The 24,938-nt window shown below is 72.4% G+C and carries 22 protein-coding genes; 15 read left to right on the top strand and 7 right to left on the bottom strand.

The features are described from left to right. Nucleotides 1-232: 232 nt before the first annotated feature. Nucleotides 233-961 (bottom strand): ABC transporter permease, encoded by a 729-nt coding sequence (locus AB0K28_RS08695; protein WP_364366814.1) that lies wholly within the window; start codon nucleotides 959-961, stop codon nucleotides 233-235. Then, a complete protein-coding gene (locus AB0K28_RS08690) occupies nucleotides 958-1,713 on the bottom strand; it encodes an ATP-binding cassette domain-containing protein (RefSeq protein ID WP_364366811.1) in 756 nt (251 codons plus the stop codon). The genes AB0K28_RS08695 and AB0K28_RS08690 overlap by 4 nt, the downstream gene beginning before the upstream one ends. 55 nt (nucleotides 1,714-1,768) lie before the next feature. On the opposite strand from AB0K28_RS08690, the gene AB0K28_RS08685 reads away from it, so the two are divergent. Then, entirely contained in the window at nucleotides 1,769-2,410 is a 642-nt protein-coding gene (locus tag AB0K28_RS08685) for a TetR/AcrR family transcriptional regulator (RefSeq protein WP_364366808.1), read from the top strand. A 53-nt stretch (nucleotides 2,411-2,463) separates the two neighbouring features. Here AB0K28_RS08685 and AB0K28_RS08680 read toward each other — a convergent pair whose 3' ends face one another. After that, on the bottom strand, nucleotides 2,464-2,772 hold the full coding sequence (locus tag AB0K28_RS08680) for a DUF4190 domain-containing protein (protein ID WP_345402327.1): 309 nt from the start codon (nucleotides 2,770-2,772) through the stop codon (nucleotides 2,464-2,466). A gap of 116 nt (nucleotides 2,773-2,888) precedes the next feature. Between AB0K28_RS08680 and AB0K28_RS08675 the strand changes: the two genes are divergently transcribed. Next, nucleotides 2,889-3,782, top strand: a complete 894-nt coding sequence (locus tag AB0K28_RS08675; protein ID WP_364366805.1) for an ion transporter — start codon at nucleotides 2,889-2,891, stop codon at nucleotides 3,780-3,782. A gap of 28 nt (nucleotides 3,783-3,810) precedes the next feature. On the opposite strand, the gene rpsD is transcribed toward AB0K28_RS08675, so the two are convergent. Beyond that, entirely contained in the window at nucleotides 3,811-4,425 is a 615-nt protein-coding gene (gene rpsD / locus AB0K28_RS08670) for a 30S ribosomal protein S4 (protein ID WP_345409737.1), read from the bottom strand. Nucleotides 4,426-4,503: 78 nt separating this feature from the next. Here rpsD and AB0K28_RS08665 point away from each other — a divergent pair, with 78 nt between their 5' ends. Further along, entirely contained in the window at nucleotides 4,504-5,205 is a 702-nt protein-coding gene (locus AB0K28_RS08665; RefSeq protein ID WP_345402321.1) for a DUF2470 domain-containing protein, read from the top strand. A 2-nt stretch (nucleotides 5,206-5,207) separates the two neighbouring features. On the opposite strand, the gene AB0K28_RS08660 is transcribed toward AB0K28_RS08665, so the two are convergent. Next, on the bottom strand, nucleotides 5,208-5,828 hold the full coding sequence (locus AB0K28_RS08660; RefSeq protein WP_364366802.1) for a TetR/AcrR family transcriptional regulator C-terminal domain-containing protein: 621 nt from the start codon (nucleotides 5,826-5,828) through the stop codon (nucleotides 5,208-5,210). A 72-nt stretch (nucleotides 5,829-5,900) separates the two neighbouring features. Here AB0K28_RS08660 and AB0K28_RS08655 point away from each other — a divergent pair, with 72 nt between their 5' ends. Then, nucleotides 5,901-7,475, top strand: a complete 1,575-nt coding sequence (locus tag AB0K28_RS08655; RefSeq protein WP_364366799.1) for an ATP-binding cassette domain-containing protein — start codon at nucleotides 5,901-5,903, stop codon at nucleotides 7,473-7,475. On the opposite strand, the gene AB0K28_RS08650 is transcribed toward AB0K28_RS08655, so the two are convergent. Beyond that, complete coding sequence (locus AB0K28_RS08650) at nucleotides 7,476-8,687, bottom strand: ROK family transcriptional regulator (RefSeq protein ID WP_364366797.1); 1,212 nt, start codon at nucleotides 8,685-8,687, stop codon at nucleotides 7,476-7,478. A 142-nt stretch (nucleotides 8,688-8,829) separates the two neighbouring features. Between AB0K28_RS08650 and zwf the strand changes: the two genes are divergently transcribed. The 5 genes from zwf (at nucleotide 8,830) to AB0K28_RS08625 (ending at nucleotide 17,245) form a co-directional block, all read left to right on the top strand. Continuing rightward, nucleotides 8,830-10,323: a glucose-6-phosphate dehydrogenase gene (gene zwf, locus AB0K28_RS08645; RefSeq protein ID WP_364366794.1), complete on the top strand. Its 1,494-nt coding sequence runs from the start codon at nucleotides 8,830-8,832 to the stop codon at nucleotides 10,321-10,323. Further along, nucleotides 10,320-12,263 carry a phosphogluconate dehydratase gene (gene edd / locus AB0K28_RS08640; protein WP_364366791.1) on the top strand — a complete coding sequence of 648 codons (1,944 nt, stop codon included), beginning with the start codon at nucleotides 10,320-10,322 and terminating at the stop codon, nucleotides 12,261-12,263. Before zwf ends, edd begins: the two co-directional genes overlap by 4 nt. Before the next feature lie 120 nt (nucleotides 12,264-12,383). Beyond that, a complete protein-coding gene (locus AB0K28_RS08635; RefSeq protein WP_364366788.1) occupies nucleotides 12,384-13,349 on the top strand; it encodes a glucokinase in 966 nt (321 codons plus the stop codon). A gap of 92 nt (nucleotides 13,350-13,441) precedes the next feature. Continuing rightward, complete coding sequence (eda, locus tag AB0K28_RS08630) at nucleotides 13,442-14,053, top strand: bifunctional 4-hydroxy-2-oxoglutarate aldolase/2-dehydro-3-deoxy-phosphogluconate aldolase (protein WP_364366785.1); 612 nt, start codon at nucleotides 13,442-13,444, stop codon at nucleotides 14,051-14,053. Between the two features lie 39 nt (nucleotides 14,054-14,092). Then, nucleotides 14,093-17,245 carry an NACHT domain-containing protein gene (locus AB0K28_RS08625; RefSeq protein ID WP_364366783.1) on the top strand — a complete coding sequence of 1,051 codons (3,153 nt, stop codon included), beginning with the start codon at nucleotides 14,093-14,095 and terminating at the stop codon, nucleotides 17,243-17,245. On the opposite strand, the gene AB0K28_RS08620 is transcribed toward AB0K28_RS08625, so the two are convergent. Then, complete coding sequence (locus AB0K28_RS08620; protein ID WP_345402300.1) at nucleotides 17,246-18,154, bottom strand: LysR family transcriptional regulator; 909 nt, start codon at nucleotides 18,152-18,154, stop codon at nucleotides 17,246-17,248. Nucleotides 18,155-18,239: 85 nt separating this feature from the next. Between AB0K28_RS08620 and AB0K28_RS08615 the strand changes: the two genes are divergently transcribed. From AB0K28_RS08615 to AB0K28_RS08590, 6 genes are all read left to right on the top strand, one after another. Then, nucleotides 18,240-19,103, top strand: a complete 864-nt coding sequence (locus AB0K28_RS08615; RefSeq protein WP_345402297.1) for a xanthine dehydrogenase family protein subunit M — start codon at nucleotides 18,240-18,242, stop codon at nucleotides 19,101-19,103. Between the two features lies 1 nt (nucleotide 19,104). After that, nucleotides 19,105-19,572, top strand: a complete 468-nt coding sequence (locus AB0K28_RS08610) for a (2Fe-2S)-binding protein (RefSeq protein WP_345402294.1) — start codon at nucleotides 19,105-19,107, stop codon at nucleotides 19,570-19,572. Then, complete coding sequence (locus AB0K28_RS08605; protein WP_364366778.1) at nucleotides 19,569-21,917, top strand: aerobic carbon-monoxide dehydrogenase large subunit; 2,349 nt, start codon at nucleotides 19,569-19,571, stop codon at nucleotides 21,915-21,917. The genes AB0K28_RS08610 and AB0K28_RS08605 overlap by 4 nt, the downstream gene beginning before the upstream one ends. Further along, nucleotides 21,914-22,660: an XdhC family protein gene (locus tag AB0K28_RS08600; RefSeq protein ID WP_364366775.1), complete on the top strand. Its 747-nt coding sequence runs from the start codon at nucleotides 21,914-21,916 to the stop codon at nucleotides 22,658-22,660. The genes AB0K28_RS08605 and AB0K28_RS08600 overlap by 4 nt, the downstream gene beginning before the upstream one ends. Nucleotides 22,661-22,795: 135 nt before the next feature. After that, nucleotides 22,796-23,587 carry an IclR family transcriptional regulator gene (locus AB0K28_RS08595; RefSeq protein ID WP_364366773.1) on the top strand — a complete coding sequence of 264 codons (792 nt, stop codon included), beginning with the start codon at nucleotides 22,796-22,798 and terminating at the stop codon, nucleotides 23,585-23,587. Nucleotides 23,588-23,723: 136 nt separating this feature from the next. Further along, nucleotides 23,724-24,869, top strand: a complete 1,146-nt coding sequence (locus tag AB0K28_RS08590) for a cytochrome P450 (RefSeq protein ID WP_364366770.1) — start codon at nucleotides 23,724-23,726, stop codon at nucleotides 24,867-24,869. Nucleotides 24,870-24,938: the final 69 nt, after the last annotated feature.

The raw sequence follows: 24,938 nt of genomic DNA, 5'->3' as shown, positions 1-24,938 counted from the left end.
GAACACGGAAGCCTGACGCCGCCGGGGCGATGTCTAGGGATATGCCCGGTATGCCATATTTGCGCAGGTCAAAAGCCGCAGAATGGCCGGCGTGCTTAAGGGGCAGGGCAGGAATGTTACGGCGATCGTTTCATTTCACTGCTCGCCCAGAGTCCGCCCGCCCTGAGTCCGCCTGCCCTGAGTCCGCCTGCCCTGAGTCCGCCTGCCCTGAGTCCGCCTGCCCTGAGGCGGCTCACGCCTGCTCGCGGTTGAACACGCGGGTGCCGATCGTGAGGCTGAAGACGGCGAAGGCGACGGTGACCGCCGCGCCGGCCGCCACGGTGCCGGTCAGGTAGTGGCCGTGGAACAGGTCGCGCAGCGCCTCCAGGACGTACCTGAACGGGCTGACGTGCGAGAGCGCGTCGAGCCAGCCCGGCGCCATCGACATCGGCAGGAACGAGCCCGACAGCAGCACCAGCGGCACCACCGCCGTCGTCATGACGGGCGGGAACAGGTGCTCGTCGATGGTCAGCGCGATCGCGTACGAGAGCGCGGCTAGGCTCGCGCCCAGCACCACGACCAGCACGAACGAGCCGAGCACGCCCGCGAGCGGCGCCCGCAGGCCGAAGGCGTAGGCCACGGCGAGCAGCAGCACGGTCTGCAGGACCAGCGTCACCACGTTGTTGAGCACCCGCCCGAGCAGCAGCGCCAGCCGGCTGGCCGGCGTGACGCGCAGCCGTTCGAGCACACCCCCGCGCTTGTCGAAGACGATCCCGAACCCGGCCATGCCCGCGCTCATCAGCCCGAGCTGCACGATCAGCCCGGGGACCAGCGTCTCCCAGGTGCCGATGGTGACGAAGACGGGCCCGAACAGCACGAGGAACAGCAGCGGCTGGATCGCCCCGATGACGATGCCGATCCGCTGTCCCAGCGTCACGCCCAGTCCGTGGCGGAACAGCACCCAGGTGTCGCGCAGCATCATGCCCCCTGCCCGATCGTCGCGTTCTCCTCGCGCAGCGACCTGCCGGTGATGTCGAGGAAGACGTCGTCCAGCGTGCGGCCGCCGGTCTTGAGCTCGGCGGGCGCGCCCTGGGCGACGATGCGGCCCCGGTCGATGATCATGACGCGGTCGCAGAGCGCGTCGGCCTCGTCCAGGTAGTGGGTGGTCAGGAACACGGTCATGCCCTGCCGGTCGCGCAGGGAGCGGATGTGGTCCCAGAGGTTGGCGCGGCTCTGCGGGTCGAGGCCGGTGGTGGGCTCGTCGAGGAAGAGCAGCACGGGGTCGTGCAGCAGGGCGAAGGCGATGTCGAAGCGGCGGCGCCGGCCGCCGGAGAGGGTGGCGGGCGCCTGGTCGGCGAGCCCGGCCAGGTCGAGCCGCTCCAGCACGCCGGGGATGCGGGCGGCGGCGTCGGCGCGGCTGAGGCCGTAGAGCATGCCCTGCACCTCCAGCTCGCCCCTGATGGGGGTGACGGGTGGCAGGCCGCTGCCCTGGGCGACGTAGCCGATGCGGCGGCGCACCTCGCGCGGCTCGCGTACGAGGTTGTGGCCGGCCACGGTGGCGGTCCCCCCGGTAGGGCGCAGCAGGGTGGTCAGCATGCGCATGGTCGTGGTCTTGCCGGCGCCGTTGGGGCCGAGGAAGCCGACGATCTCGCCGGGCCGCACGGTCATGTCCACGCCGTCGACGGCGTGGACGCCGTTGTCGAAGGTCTTGCTCAGACTTCTGGTTTCGATCACAAAATTTAAGTAACCACAATTTTGGTGTCACTGCAAACTTGGTACGATGGCGGGCATGACGGAAGGGCTGCGGGAGCGGAAGAAGCGCGAGACGCGGGAGCGCATCTCCGACGTCGCGATGGGCCTGTTCATGGCCAGGGGGTTCGACAACGTGACGGTGGCCGAGGTGGCGCGGGCCGCCGACGTCTCGGTCAACACGGTCTTCAACTACTTCAGCACGAAGGAGGACCTGTTCGCCGACCGGCAGGACGCGGTGGTGGAGCTGCCGCCGACGGTGCTGCGCGAGCGGCGGCCGGGCGAGAGCGCCGTGCGCGCGTTCCTGCGCGACTACCTCGACGCGATCGACACCCGCCACTGGCGGCACGGACTCAACGAGGGCGCCGACGTCTTCGCCAAGATCGTCGCGGACAGCCCGGCGCTGACGGCGCGCATGCGGCAGGTGCACGTCGAGCGGGAGGAGGCGCTGGCGCGGGCGCTGGCCGACGAGCTCGACGCCGGCGCCGACGACCTCACGCCCCGCCTGGTGGCGGCGCACCTGCTCGGCACCACGCGCATACTCAGCGAGCGCGCGATGGCCATGATGACGGCGGGCGAGGGGTGGGAGCGCATCGCCCCCATGCTGCGCGAGCAGGCCGAACTCGCCTTCGGCCTGCTGGAGAAGGGCTTGGAGGCCGTCGGCTCAGGGCCGCGGGAATGACGAGAGCCCGGCGCGGCAGGCGGTGACCTGCGCGGCCGGGCTCCGCATGAACGTCAGTAACTGCTGAAGCTCGCGACGAGGCCGAGGACGAGGGCGAGGGCGAAGAGCACGACGAGGAGGATGAGCCAGATCGAGCCGATGATGCCGCAGATGCGCCCGGCCTGGATCTGGCCGCGGTTCTCGTAGACGTAGCCGCTGGAGTCGATCTCCTTGAGCGCCTTGTTGCCCATCACCCACGCGAACGGGCCCAGGACGCCGCACACCACCAGGCTGAGGATGCCCAGCACGAGGATGGTCGTGCCGTTGGGGTGGCTCTGCGGCGGCGGGCCGTAATAGCCGGGGCCGTAATCGCTGTAGGACATGCTGGTAATGGTCCCCTCACGTGGACAAGGTCAGGTGGGTTTATACCACAGTCCGCCTCTTGATCATGTTGCGTCATCATGGTGAGGCACATGTCCACCCCTGAGGAGTCTCCCCCGTGCGTGACAGCATTCGCGCCTTCCTCGCGCACCCGTATTTCCAGCGCTTCATCGTCGGCGTCATCCTGATCAACGCCGCCACCCTGGGTCTGGAGACCGTCCCCGCCGTGGTCGAGAGCTACGGAACGCTGCTGACCGTGGTCGACCACGTCGCGCTCTACATCTTCGCCGCCGAGCTGGCCGGCAAGCTCTACGTCGAGCGCACCGCCTTCGCGCGCGACCCCTGGAACATCTTCGACACCGTCATCGTCGCCATCGCCTTCGCCAGCACCAACGGCGGCCTGTCGGTGCTGCGCTCGCTGCGCATCCTGCGGGTGCTGCGGCTGCTGTCGGTCGTGCCGAGCCTGCGCCGGGTGGTCTCGGCGCTGCTGCGGGCGATGCCGGGCATGAGCTCGATCGTGGTGCTGCTCTCCCTCGTCCTGTACGTGGCCGCCGTGATGGCCACCAAACTGTACGGAGAGACCGCCCCCGACCGCTTCGGCAGCCTGCCGGACTCGCTGTTCACCCTCTACCAGACGATGACGGGCGACGACTGGGGCAACATCGCCCGCGAGGTGATGACCCGCCACCCCACGGCGTGGATCTTCTTCGCCTCGTTCATCCTGGTGTGCACCTTCGTGGTGCTGAACCTGTTCCTCGCCGTCGTGGTGAGCGCCATGGACGAGGAGAACGCCGAGGAGCGGGCGGCCCTTGAGCAGGACGCGGCCGCGCATTCCGAGCGCATCCTGGCCGAGCTGACCGCGCTGCGCCAGGAGGTGGCCGAACTGCGGGCGCTCCAGACGGCGGTGCCGGCGGGCGCCGCGCCGCCCAGGCGCGACGACCAGAACCGCAACGGCCAGAACCGCAACGGCCAGAACGGCAACGGCCACCGCACCAAGAAGGGCCGCCGGTGACGCCGGCGGCCCTTGCACGAAAGCCCGGTCAACGGGAGTAGAACTCCACCACGAGCTGCTCGTCCACGGGAACCGCGATCTGCTCGCGCTCCGGCCGGTGGGTGAGGGTGAAGCGCAGGTCGGGCAGCTCGACCGACAGGTACGCGGCGGTGCGCTCGTCGGCGTACACGCCTTCCGCGGCGGCCACGAAGGGCTGCATCCTGCGGGAGCGCTCGCGTACCGAGACGACCTGGCCGGGCTTGACCAGGTAGCTGGGGATGTCCACCTTGCGGCCGTCCACGGCGATGTGCCCGTGGGCGATGTACTGGCGGGCCGCGTAGATCGACGGGGCCAGGCCGGCACGCAGCACGAGCGAGGCGAGGCGGCTCTCCAGCAGCGTCACCAGCTCGGTGCCCGACGCGCCCGGCTTGCGCACGGCGAGGTCCCAGTAGCGGCGGAGCTGGCGTTCCGAGACGTCGTAGTACCAGCGCAGCTTCTGCTTCTCCATCAGCCGCAGCCCATAGTCGCCGGTGGTGCGACGGTTGGTCTTGCGGCCGTGCTCGCCCGGCGGGTAGGGGCGCTGCTCGAAGTAGCGGACGGCTTTCCTGGTCAGCGGGACGCCCGCGCGACGCGACAGTCGCACCTTCGGGCCGGTGTAGCGCACGTTCACCTCAATGTGGTTAGGTAATCCTTACTTAGGTAAGGCTAACCTATAGACGCTGCCGCCCTCAAGGAGACGCCCATGCTCCCGATCCCCGAGCGGGTCCGCACCCTCGCCGCGACCTCGAACGTCGCCAAGCTGTCCGTGGACGGCGCCCCCTCGCCGGCGCGCGGCGGTGTGGACGAGCGCGGGCGTCCGGTGCTGCTGGTGCTGCCCGGCGAGACCCTGCACGGGGTGCGCGAGGACGCCGTCGCCGCGGTGAACCTGACGGCGATGCGGCAGCTCGGCACCGTGACGCATCCGCGCGGGCTGATCGAGGTGCAGGGATGGGCGGAGCCGGTGCCGCGGGACGAGGCCCGCGCGGCGGCGATCGCCGTCGCGGCGCACTGCCCGGACGAGAACCTGTTCGACGCGCTCGAACGCTTCGGCGCGCCCGACGCGGCCCGGCTGCTGCGCCTGGACGTGGGCCAGGTCGTCTACCTGACCGGGCAGGAGTCGGGGCTGCTCGACGCCGACGACTACCTCGGGGCCGCGCCCGACCCGCTCACCGACGTCGCCGAGCGGGTGCTCGCCCACGTCAACTCCTCGCACCGGGCCCAGCTCGCCGCGGGCGTGTCCCGCCAGCTCGGCGAGCCGGCCGGGGAGGTGTGGCTGTGGGAGCTGGACAGCCACGGCGCGACCGTACGGGCGGACGAGTCGCTGATCCGCTTTCCCTGGCCGACGCCCGCGCGGTCCGGGGTGTGCCTGGAGACCGCGCTGCGCGGCCTGCTCTGCACCTGCTGACATCAGGACATGCCGGCGAGCAGGTAGCCGAGACCCTCCTCGAACGTCGCGTCCCAGTCGTGCTCCAGGCCGTGCGCGGCCAGGGCGGGATAGTCGCCGGCCCGCTCGCGCAGGTAGCCGCCGACGTCGGCGTCACTCCGCGCCCAGGTCACCTGCATGATGACCGACCCCATCACGTAGTTGGACAGGCTGTACGCGGCCGTCGTCGGCGCGGCGAACCCGGCCGCGATCAGCGTCTCGTACAGGAACTCCGTGCGTGAGAGCGCGTTCGGCCCGAGCAGCGGGCGGTCGAGCAGCGTGGCCGACCACGGATGCCGCAGCAGCGCCGCCCGCCAGCCGCCCATCAGCGCGCGCACCCCCGCCCGCCAGTCCTCCCCCGCGCCGCCGTCAGGCAGGCCGACCTCGCCGAAGACCGCGTCCATGGCCAGGTCGAGGACGTCGTCCTTGGTCTTGACGTGCCAGTAGAGGGTGGTCGAGCCGGTGCCCAGGCGCTCGGCGAGCCGGCGCATGGTGAGGCGGGCGACGCCCTCCTCGTCCAGCAGGGCGAGCGCCTCCGCCACGATCCGGTCGAGCGTGAGCCGCGGCTTGGGCTCCGTCCTGCGGCGTGACCACACGGTGTCCATCCGGCGATATTACGTTGTACGAGAACCGGATCGTTGGTCTAGTAGAAGAACAACGATCGAGCGGGAGGTCTCGTGGGGCACGTGGACGTGAGCGGGGTGACGTACCTGCTGCCCGATGGGCGGCCGCTGCTGCTGGAGGTGTCGTTCAAGGCCGGGCCGGGCGTCAAGGCGGCGCTGGTGGGGCCGAACGGGGCCGGCAAGAGCACCCTGCTGCGGCTGATCGCCGGGGAGCTGACGCCCGCCGACGGCCGGGTGACGACCGGCGGCGGGGTGGGCGTGATGCGGCAGTTCCTAGGTTCGGGCACGGTACGCGACCTGCTGCTCGGCGTCGCGCCGCAGCGCGTCCGTGCGGCGGTCGCCGCCGTCGAGGAGACCGAGGCGGCGCTGGCCGCGCACGACGACGAGCCGCACCAGCTCGCCTACGCCCAGGCCGTCGCCGACCACGCCGAGGCGGGCGGCTACGACCTCGAAGTCGTGTGGGACGTGTGCACGACCGAGGCGCTCGGCCTCCCGTACGACGAGGTGAAGGGGCGGAGCCTGGCCACGCTGTCCGGCGGCGAGCAGAAGCGGCTGATGCTGGAGGCGCTGCTGCGCGGCCCCGACGAGGTGCTGCTGCTCGACGAGCCGGACAACTTCCTCGACGTGCGGGGCAAGCAGTGGCTCGAACGTGCGATCAGCGCATCGGGCAAGACCGTGCTGCTCGTCTCGCACGACCGGCGGCTGCTGGCCGAGACCGCCGACCGGATCGTCACCGTCGAGGGGCGCACGGTGTGGGTGCACGGCGGCGGGTTCGCCGGCTACGCCGAGGCCCGCGCGCGGCGCAGAGAGCGCCTGGAGGAGCGCCGGCAGCGCTGGGAGGAGGAGCGCGACCGGCTGCGGCGGCTGGTGCACACCCTGCGGCAGCGCTCGGCGCACAACGACGCGCTGGCGGGGGCGTACAAGTCGGCGGTGACCCGGCTTGAGCGCTTCGAACGCGAGGGGCCGCCGCAGCGGGCGCCGAAGGAGCAGAACGTCCGCATGCGGCTGCGCGGCGGGCGTACCGGCAAGCGCGCGGTGGTGTGCGAGGAGCTGGAGCTGACCGGGCTGCTGCGGCCGTTCTCGACGGAGATCCACTACGGCGAGCGGGTCGGCGTGCTCGGGATGAACGGCACCGGCAAGTCCCACTTCCTGCGCCTGCTCGCCGGCGAGCCGATCGCGCACACGGGCGTGGCCCGCCTGGGCGCGCGGGTGCGTCCCGGCGCGTTCGCCCAGACGCATCTGCGGCCCGACCTGCGCGGGCGCCCGGCGGCCGAGGTGGTCATGGCCGCCCGCCCGATGACGAGGAACGAGGCCATGGCCGCCCTCGCCAGGTACGAGCTGGCGCCGGCCGGCGCTCAGCCCTTCGAGACGCTGTCGGGCGGCCAGCAGGCCAGACTGCAGATCCTGCTGCTGGAGCTGTCGGGCGCGACGCTGCTGCTGCTCGACGAGCCGACCGACAACCTCGACCTGCACAGCGCGGAGGCGTTGCAGCGCGGGCTCGCCGGGTTCGAGGGGACGGTGCTGACCGTCACGCACGACCGCTGGTTCGCCGACGACCTCGACCGGTATCTGATCTTCGGCGCGGACGGCCTCGTACGGGAGAGCGCCGAGCCCCGCTGGGACGTGTGATCAGCCGGCGGTCGCGGTGGCGCGGTCGCGGCGCAGGGAGGTGAGCGTCATGGTCTCGTCCACGGCCTCGGGCGAGAGCACGTGGTCGAGCACCATCACCGCGCATCCGCTGATGCCGGCCCCGGCGCCGAGCCTGCTGGGCTCGATGCGCAGGCGGCGGGTGGCGAGGGCGGTGGAGCGGCGGTAGACGACCTCGCGGATGCTGGACACCAGGGGCCCGAACGCCTCGGCGACGTCGCCGCCGAGCACGACGACCGACGGGTTGAGTATGTTGACCGCGCCCGCGAGGACCTCGCCGATGCGCCGGCCGGCCTCGCGCACGGTGGCCATGGTCTCGGCGTCGCCGGCCCGCACCAGCGCCGTGACGTCGGCGATGGTCGCGACGTCCTTGCCGATGGCGCGCAGGTCGCGCAGCAGGGCGGTGCCGCTGGCGACGGAGTCGACGCAGTCGTGGTTGCCGCAGCGGCACAGCACGCCGCCCCCGTCGATCACCGGGATGTGGCCGATCTCGCCGGCCGCGCCGAGCGCGCCGCGCAGGATGCCGCCGCCGGCGATCACGCCCGCGCCGATCCTGGTGGAGATCTTGATGAACATCAGGTCGTCGAGGTCGGGGTAGACGCCGCGGTGCTCGCCGATGGCCAGCACGTTCACGTCGTTGTCCACGAGCACGGGCACGGGGAAGCGCTCGCGGATGATCGGCGGGATGACCACGCCGGTCCACGAGGCCATGACGCGGGCGCTCTCGGTGCGGCCCTGCGCGAACTCGACGGTGGCGGGCACGCCCATGCCGACGCCGCGGATCATCGAGCGCGGCCGGTCGCCGAGCAGGTCGTCCCAGGTGTCCATGAGCAGCGGCAGCACGCTGTCGGGCCCCTGCTCGACGTCCATGGCGAACTCGCGCCCCGCCAGCTCCTCGCCGGCGAGGTCGCAGACGGCGACCCTGGTGCGGCTGGCGCCGAGCGCCGCCACCAGCACGACGCCGCCCGAGGCGTTGAACTCCAGCCGGACCGGCGGGCGCCCGCCGGTGGAGGGGGCGTCGGTGCGCTCGACGACGAGCCCGCGTTCGAGCAGCTCGCCGACGCGCAGCTGCACCGCGGGCCGCGACAGGCCGGTCACCCTGCCGAGGTCGGCCCGTGTCACGGCCTCTCCGGTGCGGATGAGGCGGAGCACCTCGCCGCTCGTGGCGAGGGCGGAGGCGGTACGTCGAGGCATCGCCCAAGTGAACCACACAGGGTTCTGTCATGAAAAGTCGTGACTTTTTTATCTCAAATGCCAAAACTCCGCTTGTGTACGACCCAAACTCTCGTTAGTGTCCGTTCTGTCCCTGCTTGGTAGATCGTTCGGAGTCCCTACCGTGTCCCCCTCCGTCCCAGAAGCCCTCGCATCTGCGGAAGCCACCGCCTACACCGCCGATCTCGTCGTGTTCGGCGGCACCGGCGACCTGTCCATGCGCAAACTGATCCCCGCGCTCTACCACAGCGACCGTGACGGCCGCCTGGCCCCGGAGACCCGGATCATCGCCATGTCCAGGGGCGGGCTGACCGACGCCGACTTCCGCGGCAAGGTGGACGCCGAGGTACGCGGCCAGGTGCCCGACGACGACCCCGACGGCTGGCAGCGCTTCCTGGGCCGCCTGCACCACGTCTCGGTGGACGTCGGCGGCCAGAACCGCTCCGGCTGGAGCGCGCTGAGCCGCCTGCTCGCCGGGTACGAGCAGCGCGACCGCGTCTTCTACCTGGCCAGCCCGCCGCGCACGTTCGGCCCCTTCTGCCGCGAGCTGCGGGACGCCGGCCTGGTGACGCCGCGCTCGCGGGTGGTGCTGGAGAAGCCGCTCGGCAACGACCTGGCCAGCGCCCAGCGCATCAACGACGAGGTCGGCGCCATCTTCGACGAGCACCAGATCTTCCGCATCGACCACTACCTGGGCAAGGAGACGGTGCAGAACCTGCTGGTGCTGCGCTTCGCCAACGCCTTCCTGGAGCCGATCTGGAACTCGCTGTGGATCGACCACGTCCAGATCACCGCCGCCGAGACCGTCGGCACGCCCGGCCGGCGCGGCTACTACGACCACGCGGGCGCGCTGCGCGACATGGTGCAGAACCACCTGCTCCAGCTCCTCACGCTGACCGCGATGGAGCCGCCGGCCCGCAACGACCGCGAGGCCATCCGCGACGAGAAGGTCAAGGTGCTGCAGTCGCTGCGGCCGATCGCGGGCGGCGAAGTGGACCGTTTCACCGTGCGCGGGCAGTACACCGGGGCCGGTGAGATGCCGGGCTACCTGGACGAGCCCGCCTCCACGCCGCCGACCGAGGAGTCACGCAGGGTGGAGACGTTCACCGCGATCAGGGCCGAGATCAAGAACTGGCGCTGGGCCGGGGTGCCGTTCTACCTGCGTACCGGCAAGCGCATGCCGTACCGGCGCTCGGAGATCGTGGTGCAGTTCAAGGACGTGCCGCACTCCATCTTCCCCGGCGGCTCGCCGAACCGGCTGGTGCTGCGGCTGCAGCCGGAGGAGGGCATCGAGCTGCACATCATGGCCAAGGAGCCGGGCGCGGGCGAGGTGACGCTGAAGCCGGTGCCGCTGTCGCTGAGCTTCGGCAAGACGTTCACGGCGCGGGTGCCTGAGGCGTACGAGCGGCTGCTGACCGACGTGCTGGCCGGGAACCCGACGCTGTTCATGCGGCGCGACGAGGTCGAGGCGGCCTGGCGCTGGATCGATCCGATTCTGGAGGCGTGGAAGGCCGACCCCGCGCTACCCGAGCCCTACCCCGCAGGAACCACCGGCCCCGCCGGAGCCCACGAACTGCTCGGCCGCAGCGGTCGCGCCTGGCACGAGGAGGAACTGTGAACCCCGTCATTCAGGAGATCACCGACCGCATCGCCGCGCGGAGCGCCGCCAGCCGGGCCGCCTACCTGGAGCGGATCCGCCGCGACGGCGAGGCCGCGCGCGCCAAGGGCCCGGCGCGGGCCCACCTCGGCTGCGCGAACCTCGCCCACGGCTTCGCCGGCGCGTCCGCCGAGGACAAGCCGGCCCTGCGCGGCACGGCCAAGCCGGGTGTGGCCATCGTGACCAGCTACAACGACATGCTGTCCGCGCACCAGCCGTACGAGACCTACCCGCCGGAGCTGAAGCGGGCCGTGCGCCAGGCGGGCGGCGTCGCGCAGGTCGCGGGCGGCGTGCCGGCCATGTGCGACGGCATCACGCAGGGCCGCGCGGGCATGGAGCTGTCGCTCTACAGCCGTGACGTGATCGCCATGGCGACCGCGATCGCGCTGTCGCACGACATGTTCGACGCCACGCTGCTGCTGGGCGTGTGCGACAAGATCGTGCCGGGCCTGTTCATCGGCGCGCTGCACTTCGGGCACCTGCCGGCGATCTTCGTGCCGGCCGGGCCGATGACCTCGGGCCTGCCGAACAAGGTCAAGGCGCGCACCCGGCAGCTGTTCGCCGAGGGCAAGGTCGGCAGGGACGAGCTGCTCGACGCCGAGGCGAAGTCGTACCACTCCCCCGGCACCTGCACCTTCTACGGCACCGCCAACTCCAACCAGGCGCTGATGGAGGTCATGGGCCTGCACCTGCCTGGCTCGACGTTCGTCAACCCGCACACCGAGCTGCGGCACGCGCTCACCGAGGCGGCCGGGCGGCGAGCGGTGGAGATCACCGCGCACGGCGCGGCGTACACGCCGATCGGCGAGCTGGTGGACGAGAAGTCGATCGTGAACGCCTGCGTGGCGCTGCTGGCCACCGGCGGCTCCACGAACCACACGCTGCACCTGGTGGCCATGGCCGCCGCCGCGGGCATCGTGCTGACCTGGGACGACCTGGCCTGCCTGTCGAAGGTCGTGCCGTCGCTGACCAAGATCTACCCCAACGGCCAGGCGGATGTGAACCACTTCCGCGAGGCCGGCGGCATGCAGGTGCTCATCGGTGACCTGCTCGACGAGGGCCTGCTGCACGGCGACGTGATGACCGTCGCGGGCCCCGGCCTCGACCGCTACCGCGAGGCGCCCGAGCTGGTGGACGGCGAGCTGGTGTGGGCGCCGGTCGCCGGCGGCAGCAAGGACCGCGACGTGCTGCGCCCGGTCGCCGACCCGTTCTCCGCCGACGGCGGCATCCACATGCTGGAGGGCAACCTGGGCCGCGCGGTCAGCAAGGTGTCGGCGGTCAAGCCGGAGCACCTGGTGATCGAGGCGCCGGCCAAGGTGTTCGACGACCAGCTCGACCTGCTGAAGGCGTTCGAGGCCGGCGAGCTGGACGGCCAGGACTTCGTGGCGGTCATCCGCTACCAGGGCCCGAGCGCGAACGGCATGCCGGAGCTGCACAAGCTCACCCCGCCGCTGGCCGTGCTGCTCGACAGGGGGCAGCGGGTGGCGATCGTCACCGACGGCCGCATGTCGGGCGCGTCCGGCAAGGTGCCCGCCGCCATCCACCTGTCGCCCGAGGCCGCCGACGGCGGTCCGATCGCGCTGGTCCGCGACGGCGACGTGATCAGGCTGGACTCCGCGCAGGGCACGCTGGAGCTGCTGGTGCCGGCCGAAGAGCTGGCCAGGCGGACGCCCGAGGGCCGGCCGCTGAGCGACGCGCAGTGGGTCGGCACCGGCCGCGAGCTGTTCGCCACGTTCCGCCGCATGGCGGGCCACGCCGAGCAGGGCGCCGGCATCTTCGGCGTCAGCGGCGCCGAGTCGCCCGACCACGGCCCCGGGCTGGGCTTCCCCGCCCAGGCGGGCTCCTCGCACCTGGAGACGGGCGCGCCGGTCGGCGCGCGGCCCGCTGGACTGGCCCGGTGACCGTTCCTCCCGCCGTCCGCCGGTGCGCTCACGACCCCCTCTGGGGCGCCGTGAGCTCCCGTGGCATCCTTCGGGGGAACGGCTGCGATCTTGACGCCGCCCTGAACGCCGGAGGTATGCGTGAGTGCCTTTGACCTTCCGTGGCTCGTCGCCGACATCGGGGGGACAAACGCCAGGTTCGGCCTGGTCACCTCGCTCGGAGCAGGCCCGTCGCACGTGGCGGTGCTGGCCGGCGCCGACCACCCGACGCTGCCCGACGCCGTGACGGCCTACCTCGCCCAGCATGCGGGCGGGGTGCGGCCGGGCGCGGCGTGCCTGGCGCTGGCGGGGCCGATCGAGGGCGAGCACTACCGGCTCACGAACTCAGCGTGGGCCGGCTCCGTCCGCGATCTCGGCATCCCGTACGTCCGGCTGCTCAACGACTTCGAGGCGCTGGCCGTGTCGCTGCCCCACCTGGAGGGCGGCGACCTGGTCTCGCTGGGCGGCCCGCCGCCCGGCGACGGCGTCAAGGCGGTGCTCGGTCCTGGAACGGGGCTCGGCGTGGGCGCGCTCGCGCCGTCCGAGCACGGCTGGATCCCGGTCCCCGGCGAGGGCGGGCACGTCACGGTGCCGGTGGTGGAGCCGCGCGAGTTCGAGGTGGTCCGCGCGCTGCGCTCGCAGGGGGTGCCGCACGTCGTGGCCGAGCACCTGCTGTCGGGGCCTGGCCTGGTCCGGCTGCACCGGGCGCTGGCCCTGGTGAACGGCGTCACCGCGCCCGGCCTGACCGCCGCCGACATCGTGGCCAGGGTCGACGACTCGCTGTGCGCCGAGACGGTCGGGATGTTCTGCGCGCTGCTGGGCGGCTTCGCCGGGAACGTGGCGCTGACGCTCGGCGCCCGGGGAGGGGTCTACCTCGCCGGGGGCGTGCTGCCCCGTATCGTGGAGCGCGTGTGCGGCAGCGCCTTCCGCTCGCGGTTCGAGGCCAACCCCGACATGGCCGCCTACCTGGCCGGCATCGGGACGTCGCTCATCGTGGCCGCCCAGCCGGGCATGACCGGCGCGGCCGCCTGGCTGAGTCAGCGGGCCCGCCGGGAGCTGGTGGGCTGACCACGACGTCGGCGTCGGCACGGCATCGGCATGGTTCCGGCACATTGACACGGCTCTCCTGCGGGAGTGCCGATGAGGAGAGAGAAAATCCCATGAGCTTGCTCGATCTCGCCCCCGTGGTCCCCGTCGTGGTGATCGACGACGCGGCGACCGCCGTCCCGCTGGCGCGGGCGCTGGTGGCCGGCGGGCTGCCGGTCATCGAGGTGACCCTGCGCACGCCCGCCGCCCGCGAGGCCATCGCCCGCATCGCGGCCGAGGTGCCCGACGCCACGGTGGGCGCGGGGACGGTCAGGACGACCGACGACATCGCGGCGTCGGTGTCGGCCGGCGCGAAGTTCCTCGTCTCGCCCGGCACCACGGCGTCGCTGGTGGAGGCGCTCGACTCGAGCGGGGTGCCGTACCTGCCCGGCGCGGCCACCGTCTCCGAGGTGATGGCGCTGGCCGAGCGCGGCATCAAGGAGCTGAAGTTCTTCCCCGCCGAGGCGGCGGGCGGCGTGCCGTACCTCAAAGCGATCGGCGGGCCGCTGCCCGACGTGCGGTTCTGCCCGACCGGCGGCATCCGCCTGGCCACCGCCCCCGACTACCTGGCGCTGCCCAACGTGGGCTGCGTCGGCGGCACCTGGCTCACCCCGGCCGACGCGCTCGCGGCCGGCGACTGGGGCCGCGTCGAGAAGCTGGCCGCGGAGGCCGCCGCGCTCCGCTGACCCGGCTTCCAGGGGCGAGATCACCGGGATAATGGCGGGGTGGCTTTGGAGACGGCCGCCCTGAAGGTGGGCACGGCGGTCGGCGAGCGTGCCGTGCGCGCCTGGCTGACCGCCCGATCGACCGGCGAGAGCAGCCGCCTGCCGCTCGTCGAGCTGATGCGTACGCACTTTCCCGACCAGCTCGTCCGCCGCAAGGCGCGGCGGCAGATCGACGACATCGCCGACGCCGTGACCGCACGCGTCACCAAGCTGTGCGGTCACGAGTTCCCCGGGCTCGGCGACGACGACCGGCTGGTCGTGCTGGCCGAGGTGACCGACGCGCTGGCGCGGGCCGACCTGTCCGACCGTGCGCTGTTCGCCGCCGACGCCGACCCCGTACGCCTGGCGCGCGAGCTGCGCAGGGCGCTGCCCGCGTCCAGGGACCTGGGTGAGGCGCAGGCGCGGCTGTACGAGGTCGTGCTCGACGAGTGCTGCGACTGCCTGGTCAGGGTGGTGCGGCACCTGCCTGAGTTCCAGCCGCGCGCCGCGGCCGAGACGCTGTCCCGGCTGACCGGCCTCGGCGACCAGCTCGCCGCGATGCTGGCCCGGTTACCCGCGCGCACGCTGCTGGCGCCAGAAGGGTCCGACCTCGACGCCGACTTCCGCCGCCGCTACCTCGAACACGTCGCCCGCACGCTCGACAACCTGGAGCTGCTGGGCGTACGGGTCGAGCGGTTCCGGCCCAGGATGTCCCTCAGCGTCGCCTACATCAGCCTGTCGGTGACCGCGTCCCGGGCCGCGAGCGGCCTGCACGCCGCCTGGCACGACGTCCCCGACGAGCCGGCCGCCATGCGCGTGGAGAGCGCGCTCGGGCAGGGCCGCCGCATCCTGCTGCGCGGCGAGGCGGGCGGCGGCAAGAGCACGCTGCTGCGCTGGCTCGCGATCACCGCCGCCAAGAGCGGGTTCGAGGGCGAGCTGGCCGGCTGGAACGGCTGTGTGCCGTTCCTGGTGAAGCTGCGCAGCTACGCCGACCGCGAGCTGCCGCGGCCCGAGCAGTTCCTCGACCTGACCGCGGGAGCGCTGGCCGGGCTGATGCCGGCCGGCTGGGCGCACCGGCAGCTCGCCTCCGGTCAGGCGCTGCTGCTCATCGACGGCGTGGACGAGCTGACCGGCGCGCAGCGCAGGGCGATCAAGCCGTGGCTGAGCGGGCTGCTCGCCGAGTTCCCCGCCGTGCGGGTCCTCGTCACCAGCCGCCCGTCGGCCGCGTCCGCGTCGTGGCTGGAGGAGGACGGCTTCGCGCCCGCGTTCCTCGAACGCATGACGCCCGCCGACACGCGGGCGCTGGTCGAGCACTGGCACGAGGCCATCAGGAGCAGCGCCGGCCTGCCCTGCTCGCCCGAGCAGCTGCCCGTGGTGCGCGAGCGCCTGCTGTCGCACCTGGAGAACGCGCCCCACCTGCGCGCCCTCGCCGCCACCCCGCTGCTCGCCGCCATGCTGTGCGCGCTCAACCTCGACCGCACCTCGCAGCTGCCGCCCGACCGCATGGGCCTGTACGCGGCGGCGCTGGAGATGCTGCTCGAACGCAGGGACGCCGAGCGGGTCATCCCCAGCTACGGCGAGATCCACCTCAACCGCGCGCAGAAGCTCCAGGTTCTGCAGGAGCTGGCCTGGCAGCTGTCCGTGACGAACCGGGTCGAGCTGCCCAAGTCGGCGGCGCGGGCCTGGGTGGACCGGGTCGTGGCCACGATGCCCCGGGTGCGCGCGGACGGCGGCCAGGTGCTCGACTACCTGCTCGCCCGCAGCGGCGTCCTCCGCGAACCCGTCGAGGGCCGCATCGACTTCGTGCACCGGACCGTCCAGGAATACCTGACGGCCCGCGCGGCGGCCGAGGTCGGCGACGTCGAGCCCCTCGTCTCGAACGCCCACCGCGACCAGTGGCGCGAGGTGGTGGTCATGGCCGCCGGCCACGCCAACGGCCCCACCCGCGAAGCCCTCCTGGACGGGTTGCTGTCCCGCATGGCCGGCGAACCCCGCCGCGCCCGCCGTCTGAAGATCCTGGTCTGCGCCTGCCTGGAGACCCTCCCGTCGGTCCCTGAACGCCTCCGCGACGCCGTGGACCAGTGCCTGGACGACCTCATCCCGCCGAGGGACATGGCAGCGGCCGGCACTCTTGCCTTGGCCGGCCAGGTGGTCCTCGACCGCCTCCCAAGACAGCTGAGCGCCCTCTCCCCCGCCGCCGCCAAAGCATGTGCCAGAACCGCCCAGCTGATCAACGGCCCTGCGGCGCTCGACCTCCTGGCGGGATATGCCAGTGATGACCGGCTGCAGGACGAGCTGGTGCGAAGCTGGCGGTACTTCGAGCCGCACACCTACGCCCAGCGGGTGCTCTCCGTCATGACGACTCCGCCGCGGCTCTTCGTGACCACGGCGGGGCAGATGGAGGCCCTACGCGCGCTGCCTCCGCAGCGGGACATATTGATCATCTCGGCGGCGGTGCGGGATCTCAGCCCGCTCCTCGCCCATCGCGAGTCCCTGACCGACCTCAACCTGGCCGGCGCGATCGACGAGGCGGCCGGCTCCGTCGTGCGCCGGCTCAGCGCTCTGAAGGAACTCAGCGTGGACAGTGTTCACTCCTTCGAATTCCTGACGGCCCTGCCTCATCTCTCCCTCGTCGAAGTCGCCGACACATCCCGGTTCCCGGACTTCAACGCCCTCGGCGGGGCCACGGAACTGCGGGCCCTGCACCTCAGGAAAGCCACTTCTCTGACCTCGTGGGACTCGTTGCCTCCGCTCGATCGGCTGCGCGACCTGTCGCTGACCCGCACGCCGCTGGCGACCTCCGCGCGCGAGATCGTCCGCCGTGCTCCCCGCCTGGAATTCCTCATGGTCGGGGACAACGACCACGTCACCGATCTGGACGCGCTCAGCGAGATCGGTCTCACCTCGCTCGTCCTGTGGCGCATCCCTCTGCTGGAGGACCTCTCGCCGCTCGCGGGCTGCCGGTCGCTGCAAACGCTGCAACTCGTGGACACCGCGGTGCATGACCTCTCACCGCTGGCGCACCTGCCGGAGTTGCGCTTCCTCTATCTGTCCGACTGCTCTCCTGATCTCGACCTCGCTCCCCTCGCCGGCAACGTCCGTCTGGAGGTGCATCTCTTCCAAGGTCAGAAGGTCCGCAACGGGCACCTGTTCGGGAGACGGTTGCGGCGGTGATCAGCTCCAGATGGAGACGTGCACGGCTGGGCGGAAGCGGCTTCTCGGGACGCCTTCGTCTGGGGTGCGCATGACCTGGGTGGCGGCCGGGGTGGTCAGGAAGTGGAGGAAGGTGTCGGCGGCCGTGGAGCGGGTCCCCTGGTCGAGGGTGGTGGCGTACCAATAGGTGGCCAGTGGGGTGGCGGGCGTGTCTATGGTGGTCAGCTCGCCCTTGCGTAATGCCGCCGCCACCAGATGAGCGGTCGCGGGGGCGACGCCGGCGCCTTCCGCGGCGGCCTTCCAGGCGGCGGTCTGGTTGGCGAAGACGCGTACCTGGGACTCCTGGACGCGGAGGAGGCGCAGCAGGCGGCTGGTGTCGCTGGCCGGGTCGGCGGCCGAGGGGCCGACCAGCCAGTGGTCGCGGCGGCCGCGCGGCGAGCCGACCACGATGAGGCGGCAGCGCAGCACCGGCCGGCAGGTCAGGCCGTCGCCGGTGACCTGGGCGCCGAGCGCGACGTCGGCGAGCCGGCTGGTGAGCAGCAGCGGGATCTCGGCGGCGTCGGCGACGCCGGTGGTGGCGTCCACGGGCTTGCGCTGGGTGAACAGGCAGAGCAGCGGGCCGGCGACGTACTCGGCGAGTCCTGCGTCCATGACGACGTGCAGGCGGGCCGGGCGGCCCGGCTGGACGGCGGCGACGGCCTCGGCGCCGAGCGCGACGATCCTGGCGGCGATGCCGAGCAACCGGCGGCCGCCCTCGGTGAGCTCCATGCGGTCGCCGCTGCGGGTGACGAGGGGGTCGCCGAGGTGCCGGCGCAGCTGGGCGAGCGACTGGGAGACGGCGGGCTCGCTGACGCCCAGGGCGCGGGCGGCGGCCTTGACCGAGCCGAGGCGGGCGACGAAGACGAACGCGCCGAGCTGGCTGAGTGTCACCTCCTCTTCATAGTTCGCGCCCCCGCATTAAGGAATCCCTTATTTCGCGATTGATGCGACAAATCGGTAACAGCACTGTGCTCTCATGCAGGTTCCCGCGACGTTCGAATACGAGAGAGCCGACAGCGTCACGCACGCGCTCGAACTTCTGGCGCGCTACGGCCCCGAGGCCAGGATCGTGGCCGGCGGCCACAGCCTGATCCCCATGATGAAGCTGCGCCTGGCCCAGCCCGAGGCGCTGATCGACATCAACGGCCTGGCCGCTGAGCTGGGGCGGATCGCGGTCGAGGGCGACGAGCTGGCGATCGGGGCGCTGGTGCGGCACACGGAGTTGCTGGAGAGCGGCACCGCCACCGACCTTTTCCCGATATTTCGGGATGCGGAGCGGGTTATTGCCGACCCGATCGTCCGAAATCGGGGGACCGTTGGCGGTTCCTTATGTCAGGGAGATCCGTCGGAGGATTTGTCGGCGGTGTTCACCGCATTGCGCGCGACGGCCGTCATCCAGGGCCCAGGCGGCACCCGTACGGTGCCGGTCAGGCAATTCCACCGAGGTCCTTACGAGACCGCCGTCGAACCCCACGAACTCCTCGTCCAGCTCCGCGTGCCGATCACGGCGGGCACCGGCAGCGCGTACGAGAAGGTCGAGCGGCGCGTCGGCGACTGGCCGGTGGCGGCGGCGGGCGCGGTGCTCACGGTCGCGGACGGCGTCATCAGGCAGGCCGGGATCGGGCTGACCGCCGTCGGAGCCGACCACTTCTGCGCTCCGGAGGCCGAGGAGTACCTGCTGAGCCGGGCACCCGGCGACGAGGTGTTCGCCGAGGCGGGACGGATCGCCGCCGAGCACTGCGAGCCGCACGCCGACCAGCGCGGGCCCGCCGACTACAAGCGCCATCTGGCCGCCGAGCTGACCAGGCGCGCGCTGGCCGCCGCCGCGGGGAGGATCTGACATGCGGATCACGGTCACGGTGAACGGGCAGCCGTACACCAGGGACGTCGAGCCGAGGCTGCTGCTCGTGCACTTCCTGCGCGACGAGCTGGGCCTGACCGGCACCCACTGGGGCTGTGACACCTCCAACTGCGGCGTCTGCACGGTGCGGCTCGACGGGGTGCCGGTCAAGTCGTGCACGGTGCTGGCCGTCATGGCCGACGGCCACGAGGTGACCACGGTCGAGGGCCTGGAGCGGGACGGCGAGCTGGACGTCGTGCAGAAGGGCTTCGTGGAGTGCCACGGCCTGCAGTGCGGGTTCTGCACACCGGGCATGCTGCTGACCGCCCGCGCGCTGCTCGATCGCGACCCCGACCCCGACGAGGGCCGGATCAGGGAGGCCATCTCGGGCCAGCTGTGCCGGTGCACGGGCTACGAGAACATCGTCCGCTCGATCAGGTGGGCCGCCGAGAGGGAGGCGAGGTCATGAGCTACGGGCGCATGCACCGCAAGGAGGACGCCAGGTTCATCCGGGGGCGCGGCAATTACACCGACGACGTGCGGCTGCCCGGCATGCTGTACGGCGCGGTCCTGCGCAGCCCGCACGCCCACGCGCGCATCGTCTCGGTGGACACGAGCGCGGCCGAGGCGCATCCGAAGGTGAAGGCGGTCATCACCGGCGAGACGCTGGCGGGGCTGAACCTGGCCTGGATGCCGACGCTGTCGCAGGACACCCAGGCCGTGCTGGCCACCGACAAGGTGCGCTTCCAGGGGCAGGAGGTGGCGTTCGTGGTGGCGGAGGACGCGTACTCGGCCCGCGACGCGCTGGAGCTCATCGACGTCGAGTACGAGCCGCTCGACGCGGTCATCGACGCCAGGAAGGCGCTCGACGCGGCCGCCCCGGTGATCAGGGACGACCTCGAAGGGCGTACCGACAACCACATCTTCGACTGGGAGGCCGGGGACCGGGCGCGTACGGAGGAGATCTTCGCCGGCGCGGAGGTCACGGTCGCGCAGAACATGCTCTACCCGCGCGTGCATCCCGCGCCGCTGGAGACGTGCGGCGCGGTGGCGGACTTCGACAAGGTGACGGGCAAGCTGACGGTCTGGTGCCCGACGCAGGCGCCGCACGCGCACCGGACGCTGTACGCGATGGTCGCGGGGCTGCCCGAGCACAAGATCCGGGTGATCTCGCCGGACATCGGCGGCGGTTTCGGCGGCAAGGTCGGGATCTATCCGGGATACGTCTGCGCCATCGTCGGCTCGATCGTCACCGGCCGCCCGGTCAAGTGGATGGAGGACCGCTCCGAGAACCTCATGAGCACCGCCTTCGCCCGCGACTACCACATGCGCGGCGAGATCGCCGCGACCAGCGACGGGCGGATCCAGGCGATCCGCGTCAAGGTGCTCGCCGACCACGGCGCCTTCAACGGCACCGCGCAGCCGACCAAGTTCCCGGCCGGTTTCTTCCACGTCTTCTCCGGCTCGTACGACATCGAGGCCGCCCACTGCGAGGTCACCGGCGTCTACACCAACAAGGCGCCCGGCGGCGTCGCCTACGCCTGCTCCTTCCGCATCACCGAGGCCGTCTACCTGGTCGAGCGCCTGGTGGACGTGCTGGCCGCCGAGCTCGGCCTGGACCCCGCCGACCTGCGCATGCGCAACCTGCTCAAACCCGAGCAGTTCCCGTACCACTCCCCCACCGGCTGGGAGTACGACTCGGGCGACTACCCGAAGGCGCTGCGCCTGGCCATGGACCTGGCCGGCTACGACAAGCTGCGCGCCGAGCAGGCCGACCGGCGGGCCAGGGGCGAGCTGATGGGCATCGGCATCAGCTTCTTCACCGAGGCGGTCGGCGCGGGCCCGCGCAAGCACATGGACATCCTCGGCCTCGGCATGGCCGACGGCGCCGAGCTGCGCGTGCACCCGACCGGCAAGGCGGTGCTGCGGGTGTCGTGCCAGTCGCAGGGCCAGGGGCACGAGACCACGTTCGCGCAGATCGTCGGGCAGGAGCTGGGCATCCCGGCCGACGACGTGGAGGTGGTGCACGGCGACACCGACCAGACGCCGTTCGGCCTCGGCACGTACGGCTCCCGCTCCACCCCCGTCTCCGGCGCCGCCACCGCGATCGTGGCGCGCAAGGTGCGCGACCGGGCCAAGATCGTCGCGGCGGCCATGCTGGAGGCGTCGCCGGACGACCTGGAGTGGGCCGACGGGAAGTGGTCGGTGGTTGGCGACCCGGCCACCGGCAGGTCGATGGCCGAGATCGCACTGGCCGCCCACTCGAACCTGGAGCTGCCGGACGGCGTCGAAGGCCACCTGGACGCCGTCACCGTCTACAACCCGCCCAACCTCACCTATCCGTTCGGCGCCTACATCTGCGTCGTGGACGTCGATCCCGGCACCGGGCAGGTGAAGGTGCGCAGGTTCGTGGCCGTGGACGACTGCGGGGTGCGGATCAACCCGATGATCGTCGAGGGGCAGATCCACGGCGGCCTGGCCGACGGGGTCGGCATGGCGCTCATGCAGGTGATGGCGTTCGACGAGGACGGCAACCACCTGGGCGCCTCGTTCATGGACTACCTGCTGCCGACCTCGATGGAGTGCCCGTCGTGGGAGCTTGGCGAGACCGTGACGCCGTCGCCGACGCATCCGATCGGCGCGAAGGGCGTCGGCGAGTCGGCCACGGTGGGCTCGCCCGCCGCCGTGGTCAACGCCGTGGTGGACGCGCTGCGCCCGTACGGGGTGCGGCACGCCGACATGCCGCTGACCCCGGCGAACGTGTGGCGGGTCACCAGGGGCGAGCCGTTCCGCACCGACCTGGCGATCCCGTGAGCGAGTTCCTCGGCATGCCGGCGCCCCCGCCCCGGCCTGGAACCTCGCGGGCGCCGGCGGCCAGGGATCTGGACGCGCGGGTGGCCGGGCTGCGGTCGGGGCGGGAGCCGTACGTGCTGGCCACCGTCGTCCGCGCGCAGCGGCCGACCAGCGCGAAAGCGGGCGACCGCGCGGTGGTGCTGCCCGACGGGACGATCGAGGGCTTCGTGGGCGGGGTGTGCGCGACCGGCACCGTACGCGCCCAGAGCCTGCGCCTGCTGAGCGCCGGCGGCACGACCCTGCTGCGCATCACGCCGGAGCAGGCCGCGCCGCACGAGGAGGAGGGGCTGGTCGCGGTCGGCCAGCCCTGCCTGTCGGGCGGCACGCTGGAGATCTTCCTGGAGGCGGTGCTGCCGCCCGCGCTGGTCCGCGTGCACGGCGACGGCCCCATCGCGCGGGCGCTCGCCGCCGTGGGGACGGCGATGGGCTGCAACGTGGACACCGGCGCAGGGCCGCTCGCCGACGACACCACGGCGGTGCTGGTCGCCTCGCACGGCGTGGGCGAGGAGCCGGTGCTGCGGGAGGCGCTGCGGCGCGGGGTGCCGTACGTCGGGCTGATCGCCAGCCGCAGGCGGGGCGCGGCGGTGCTGGCCGGCCTGGAGGGAGGTGAGCGCGTGCACGCCCCCGCCGGCCTGGACATCGGCGCGCGGACGCCCGGCGAGGTGGCGGTCTCCGTGTACGCGGAGATCATCGCTCTTCACTGAGCGTGGTATCACCGGGCGGCGGCCGGGTAGGTCAGCGGTTGGAAACAGCAGCCCCAACAGCAGCCAAAGACCGCAGTCCACACCGCAGCCCCCCGGGAAGCCCCTTCTGCTCCTCGGAGAGCGAAAGGGACATCGATGCCGACGGAAACGATCAGTCAAGCGCGCATGGTGCGGCGCGAGCGGCCCGCGTCCCAGCCGGGCAGCCTGGAGCGGGGCATCGACATCCTGCTCGCGCTCAGCGCGGCCACCGGGCCCGTCACGCTGTCGCAGCTGTGCCGCAGCACCGGCCTGCCGAAGTCGACGGCCCACCGCATACTCGGCGTGCTCTGCTCGCGAGAGCTGGCCAGGCGGGTGGGGAGCGCGTACCTGCCCGGTGAGCTGCCGGCGTCGATGGGCGGGGCGACCAGGCCGCGCATCCCCGGCTCCCGCAGGCGCGTGCTGCCCTACCTCCTTCACCTGTACGAGGCCACCCGGCAGACGGTCAACCTGGCCGTGCCCGCCGGGCCCGAGGTCCGTTACGTCGAGCGCGTCTACGGCCACGACCGGGTCCGCTCGCGCTCCGACGGCGACGACCGGGCGCCGCTGCACTGCACGGCGGCGGGCAAGGCGCTGCTGGCCTTCGACCCCAAGCTGCGCCACGACCTGCCGGCGCACGGCCCGTTCGAGCGGCTGACCCGCCGCACGGTCACGAGCCTCGCGGCGCTCGACCGCGAGCTGGCCCAGGTGCGCAGGCAGGGCCTGGCCTGCTCGCAGGAGGAGTACACCGAGGGCGTGGCCTGCGTGGCGGCGCCGGTGTTCGGGCCCGGCGGGCGGGTGTGCATGGCGGTGTCGGTGGCCGCGCCGGCCCAGGTGGTGCCGCTGGGGCCGCTCGGCATCTCCGTACGCGGCGCCGCCCAGGCCATCTCCGCCGCCCTCCTCGGCCGGTGAGCGTTCCGGCCACCGGAACACCGACCGATCTCGCAGCCGGATGTGTTCCATTGGCCGAAACCCCGCATTGCGGCGCCGCCCCGGGGGCGATCACATCGATCCATGACCTACCCACCCGCTCCGCGGCAGGCAGCGCGTGCCTAGGGGGCTGCCCAGGACGACCGTGCTGGAGAGCCTGCGCCTGACCGCCCTGCTCCTCCCCCCGGGCAGCATCCCCCACGTCACGCACGGCCGCGACCTGCTGCGCTCCCGCCCCCTGCTGGCCGCCCTCGAGACCCGCTACGGCGGCCGTCCCGTCCTCGTCCGCCGGCCGCGCCGCCCCGCGCTGCTGGTGCTGTCCAAGCGCGACGCCGTGCGCGTGCTGGCCGGGAACGACGCCTCCTACGCGCCCGCGCTCGACGAGCGCCCCTTCGGCCTGCCCACCGACGTGCTGCGGCCGCGCTTCATCGAGATCGCCAAGGAGGAGGCCGCGGACCTGGCCAGCGGCGTGGTCGACCACTCCAGGCTCAACGCCTGCTGGCAGCGGGTGGCCAGGCGCTGCGTCTACGGCGACGGCGCCACCCGCGACGAGGAGCTGACCCGGCTGCTGGAGGGCCTCACGCGGGCCGGGCGGTGGCGGGCGAGCCGCCGGCAGGAGATCCTGTCCGGCCGCTACGACGCCCGCATCATCGACCACCTGCGCAGGGCCGAGCCGGGCAGCCTGGCCGGGCTCATCGCCGAGACCCCCGAGCCGGAGGCGCGCGGGCTCATGCAGGCGGCGTACTGGCTCATGGGCTTCGGCTGCGCCGCCGCCGGGCTGACGCAGACGCTGGCGCTGCTCGCCGCGCACCCCGGCCACCGCAAGACCGCCCGCTCCGATCCCGACCACCTGCGCGCCTGCCTGCGCGAGGGCCTGCGCCTGTGGCCGTCCGTGCCGGCGCTCGCGCGGGTCACGACCACCGAGACCTCCTGGTACGGCAGCGCCGTGCCCGCCGGCACCCCCGTCCTCGTGCCGGTCGCCGCCCACCAGCGCAGCCCGCGCCTGCCGTACGCCGACACCTTCGCCCCCGAGATCTGGCTGGACGGCACCGCCGCCACCGAGTGGTGGGCGCGGCCCGGCTGCGACGGCGTGAACCTGACGCTCGCCGTCGGCACCGCGTTCCTCGGCGCCATCCTGCGCACCGCCCGTCCCAAGCCCGTCGGGCGGCTGCTCTCGCCCCACCGGCCGCTGCCGCACGCCATCGATCTCGCCCGGTTGCGGGTCTCCATGCGTCCCCTGCGCCGCGACCCCGCCAGGGGCTGACGACGGGACAGCCCGATGCGGCCATGCGCGGACTACTCGCCACCGGGCATCGCCTTCCTCCGTTAGAGT

It is taken from the genome of Nonomuraea sp. NPDC049504 (assembly GCF_040676845.1).
Taxonomy (GTDB): domain Bacteria; phylum Actinomycetota; class Actinomycetes; order Streptosporangiales; family Streptosporangiaceae; genus Nonomuraea; species Nonomuraea salmonea.
The sequence above is the reverse complement of the archived record's forward strand: the minus strand, read 5'-3'. Positions and strand labels throughout refer to the sequence as shown.